The sequence below is a fragment of the Bartonella sp. AP88HLJMH genome (genome assembly GCF_042195605.1).
Taxonomy (GTDB): Bacteria; Pseudomonadota; Alphaproteobacteria; order Rhizobiales; family Rhizobiaceae; genus Bartonella.
The window spans coordinates 1-1,206 of the sequence record NZ_JBHIOR010000081.1; the positions used below are offsets into that span (position 1 = coordinate 1).

General features: G+C 42.4%; 2 pseudogenes. One reads left to right on the top strand and one right to left on the bottom strand.

Going from position 1 to position 1,206, the window contains the following annotated elements:
* Positions 1-905, bottom strand: a pseudogene (locus ACFIMA_RS09655) (phage portal protein); the annotation flags it as partial.
* A 175-nt stretch (positions 906-1,080) separates the two neighbouring features.
* On the opposite strand from ACFIMA_RS09655, the pseudogene ACFIMA_RS09660 reads away from it, so the two are divergent.
* Positions 1,081-1,206 (top strand): annotated as a pseudogene (locus tag ACFIMA_RS09660) (integrase); the annotation flags it as partial.

The window sequence follows — 1,206 nt, forward strand, 5'->3', positions numbered from 1 at the left end:
TTTTGAAGCAACGGTAATAATTGCGTGATAATGCCAAAGGTACGCTCTTTCTCATTCGGGCTGGTTGGAGCATCATCCACCACAATATCGTAATCAACACTCATCACCGCTTCACGTGTTAAGGGAATATATTGCGCATTCTCCTCACCCGATATCCTCACCAAACGACCATCAGACAAGTAATTCTGTATCAGATGCAAAATAATCTTACCCTGCCTTTTGCGATACAAACGCAAGCCATCAAATAGACAAGCAAGCAGGTTAAGACTAGATTGACGCCGTTGTGCTTCTAAAATCCCTGCTTGTGAGACTTCTCTCGTCCCGATAAACTCAGGCGATAAGCCCGTAACTTGATTAATCGCTTCCTTGGCTTCATTAAACAGTTGGAAAAAACCGGTTGGGAATTGCGCTACGGGTTTGGGCTGTATCTTACCACCTGCCAAAGCGCCATTTTTTAAAACCGTAATACTATCTACTCTGCTCCAACTCTTTACAGCTTCTCTCACATCTTCAAATGCGCCCCGCTCTGCCATTATCCCGCCTTTGGATTGGCTATTAAGGATATGCATTACTTGACTAAAATATTTATTCGCCCATCGTTGTGGATCTTTTGTCGGACGGACAACCCCATAAAATTGCCGTTCTATCTTATCAAAATACCCTGTTATACACTCCCAACCCAATTGACCCGCTGGAACCAAAGGTTGATCAGGGGATTCAAGCAATTTTCTCCCTAAAAAAGCACGTTTTACGACCTTTTTATTGAAAGCTGCCCCTTGGATATCGGGCATCATGCACTGTAACTGCTTAAATTCCTCTTCGCTATAATCACGCAATTCACCCGTTTCTAAATCGGGCGCTTTGTAATATCGCTCGCTTTCAAACCAACGGCATTCAACAAGTGTTCAAGGCATTGATTTATAATCATAATCTAGCGTTATTCATATTGAATGAGAACCCTGAATAACGTAAGATTCTCTCATCTTAAATCTGTGTATCTTGAATCAATCAAAATCACTTGCTTGCACGTCACAAGCGGGGTTGATGTGTGGGTAAAAACTATAGCAGAAAGGAGTAAAAATGGTTCTTATGAATCGTCTTAATGCAAGGGCTGTCTCAACATTGGGAGCTGGCAAATATAATGATGGTGCCGGCTTGCTTCTCCATAAGCGTAAAGATGGTGGTGCTCAATGGCTGTATCGTTAT